We start from the raw sequence: 3,351 nt of genomic DNA on the forward strand, positions 1-3,351 counted from the left end.
AACTCCTCGGCCCAACCCTCGACTTCAGTAATCCCCTCCACGCCGGGACAACGAGAAGAACCAGCTCAGGACACGATTTCTGACTGGAGTACTAGAGGCGGGGGTCGGCCGGCCCGGGCATGCGCGCGCTGACTCAATCGCGCTGGCACCGCGGCCAGTTCGGAAGGCTGTGAGATGCGAGGAAGGTCCGCATCCCGCGACCCCGGCTCCTGAGATGATCCCGGCCAGTGTTCAACGTGTTCGCGCATCGCGTGGTACCTGAGGTCTGGTCTGGTGATGGTCACTCGGGTCTACTGGTGCAAGACGTTGGTCGACTTCGACATCGGGTTGGTGAAAATATCCAGCAGTGGCAGGGTTGTTCGGCCCTGGGGAGCTAGCGCCCGGCCGCGGCTGGTTGCAGGGACTAAGAGCACGCCACAACGGGCCGAGGTCCATGGCAGTCCCGGCAGGCTCGGAGAGAGGGCAGTCCCGAGGGGGCATTGCACAACCGCTCAAAGTTGAGCGCTATGCCCCTGCGTCAGGGCCCATGCCCCCTTACGCAATCGTCACCTGTGGGCTGCACTGGTCATGGTTATAGCGCTATGCCGTGCCCGTGGGCTTCGCCTACGCATAAAAGGAGGCCTTTTGAAGAGTGCCATTGTTATGGGCTCCGGAGTGGCCGGTATTCTTGCTGCTGAGGTGCTCTCACGTCATTGTGAGGCAGTAACGGTGATAGAACGTGACCGGCTGGACGGCAGTGACAGCGGCCGTGCCGGTGTACCGCAGAACCGTCACGTTCATATCCTATGGCCCGCCGGGCAGCAGATCCTGGAGTCGTTCTTCCCAGGTGTCCTGGGCACTCTCTGCGAATCGGGAGCGCCCCGCCTTTCCTTTCCTGCCGATGCAAGGTGGCTAAGCACGGTGGGATGGCTCCGCGCCTCCCTCTGGCGAAGGTGTTCACCTGTAGCCGCTCCATGTTGGAAGCAGCCTTGCGGCAGCGGCTCAACAAGGTGACGGTCATGGACCGCACCACCGCCACCGGTTTACTCACCGATGCTGCCGGCCGCGTCGTTGGCATCCGGGCCCGTACGCCTGATGGACAGCAGACGCTACATGCGGACCTGGTGGTAGACGCCACCGGACGCTCATCCAAACTCCCCGAATGGCTGGCCCAGCAGGGACACGCCCTTCCCGAAGCGACCGTAGTGGACGCCCAGATGGGGCACGCCACCCAGGACTTCGAAATCCGCCCAGAGCACACGCCGGACTTCAAGGCCATCGCGCTGCAGCACCGACCTCCTGCTACACGTCGCTGTGCCTATATGTTTCTCCAGGAGAACGGGCGATGGAGGTGCACACTTGCTGGCTATGGGGGTGACTACCCGCCGAATACCAACGAAGGCTTCCTGGAATACGCGCGTACGCTACGTGATCCTGCACTGTATTCCCTGCTGATAAAGGCCAAGCCTGTTAGCAGGATATCGGCCTTCAGGCAGGCCGCCAACCGCCACCATCATTGGGAGAAGATGTCCACATGGCCAGCCGGACTCCTAGCATTGGGCGATTCGGCCTGCGCCTTCAATCCGGTCTACGGCCATGGCATGAGCGTCTCTGCGCTCTGCGCACGGGCTCTGGAAAGCTGGCTGGCAAACGGGGCTTCATCCACTATCGAGTTCCAGAGAGCTGTCGCCCGTGCGGCGTCTGGCGCGTGGACCATAGCCACCTGGGAAGACTGGCGCTACCCGGAGACTACCGGTGCTCGGCCCAACGCTGTCGATCGGATACTAATCAGGTACTACGTCCATGCCCTGACCGCTGCCACGAAAGACCACATCGTCTGCGCCGAGCTCGTGAACGTCTTGAGTCTGCTCAAGAAACCCCGCGTGCTGCTGCGGCCCGATATGATGGCGCGCGTCATGACGAGATCCCTGTTTCGAAGCGGTGCTCCACGTGGGGGACTCTCGAAAACCTCCGCCTGCTCCTTGGAGGCCGGCAGTACAGCAGAGAAATACAGCAACTGTGGCAACCACAGGTGACCTTCCCCAACGGCTAACATCCTCGTGACCAGGATGGATGACCTCAGCGAACTATGCGCCCGTAGTTTGCATCGAGGAGGCGTGGCACGGTCCCTGGGCCGTCACTCTCGTGCCAGAACGGGCGGGGATTCACGGGGACTTGGGGTTCGCCGGGGTGAGTTCCGCCGGCATCCGCCCAAGGTGGGTAATCCGCTGGTCACTCCCATGATCGCCCGACCTCGCTCCTAAGAACTCCAACACATCGACCCAGCTGCATGCGGCGGTTTGCGGGACGAAAGGAGCGTGAGGAGTTTGCTGGATGAACCCAATACCGTCTGCAGATATTGCTCCAGGCGCCGGAGCTGACCCTGCTCAGCTGGCGCGCACGCTAGCTGCCGAGCAAGGTCTGTCTCTGTCCTGTGACCACACCATTGTGCGGCGCTGGCTGAGCGGTACTCAGCCCAGGCCACCAGGCCCCGCGCTGCTGGTGGAGCGCCTGGCCCGCCGCCTCCGCCGGCCGGTCACCGCGCAAGAAGCCGGCCTCACGCGTAGCGGAGGTTGTTGACCCGTCGTGGGAGGCAGAGCCTCTACGTAAACTGGCCCGGCTCACTGGCGCCGAGCTTGATCTCGCCCGCCAGTCCTTGTAGGGAGCCCCTGGTTTCAGCCCGGCTGCCCTGGCCCTGGGTTTGATGTGCTTTGACGGACGTCCGCGATCAGGGGTTCAGCCCCGGGAGGATGTCCGTCATGGAGGGCAGGGGAAGAAGGAGCCCCGCCCTCGCTGGTCGTTCATGCCGGAGGCCGAGACCGTCGAGCTGTGCCGGTGTGGTGACCGCTCGGTCGGCCAGGTCGTGCACGATTATCCGTATCCGCAAGGGCTTCTCGTCTTCCTCACCCGGCGTCAACTGTGGGCAGAGCAGCCATAACGCGCAGCCATAACGCCACTACCGCGTCACCGTTCGGAAGCCCGATGAATCCCCCCACCTGCCATGCTGGTGTGATCTCTCTTTAAGGTGGCGTGTCAGCGGCAGAATTTGTCAAAGCGTTCGAACCTGTTTGACACCACCCTGATAGAGCTGGGCTGCGCGTCCCCGAGGGTCAGAGTCTGCGTCTGCCGGCATCCGGCACATTGCGAGACCGACGAGGCGCAGCCATCCGCTGAAGCCCGGCGCGGAGCTGTCCTGCCCCGCTCGAGCAGACGACCAGCACCTCATCACCTCTCACGCACACATTCACAAGATTGTCGCCGGCAAGTGGCCGCGCCTTGATGGCGTCCCGCTTCGTGGTGTAGCCGATCAGTGTTGGGGCGTGCGCCCCGGGGCGTGTGTCGATAGGGATTCCGCTCCCTGCCCGGCAGGCG

1 protein-coding gene is annotated in these 3,351 nt (G+C 63.3%); it reads left to right on the forward strand.

Annotation, left to right across the window (positions count from 1 at the left end; translation table 11 throughout):
* Positions 1-998: 998 nt before the first annotated feature.
* Positions 999-2,015, forward strand: coding sequence for an NAD(P)/FAD-dependent oxidoreductase (locus ACZ7GZ_RS42835; protein WP_471033237.1), 1,017 nt, complete (start codon positions 999-1,001; stop codon positions 2,013-2,015).
* Positions 2,016-3,351: the final 1,336 nt, after the last annotated feature.

Source organism: Streptomyces sp. NPDC037288, from assembly GCF_055603265.1.

Bases quoted from the DNA above. Each gene is read 5' to 3' on its own strand.
- ACZ7GZ_RS42835 (WP_471033237.1), top strand. From the start codon at position 999: ATGGACCGCACCACCGCCACCGGTTTACTCACCGATGCTGCCGGCCGC.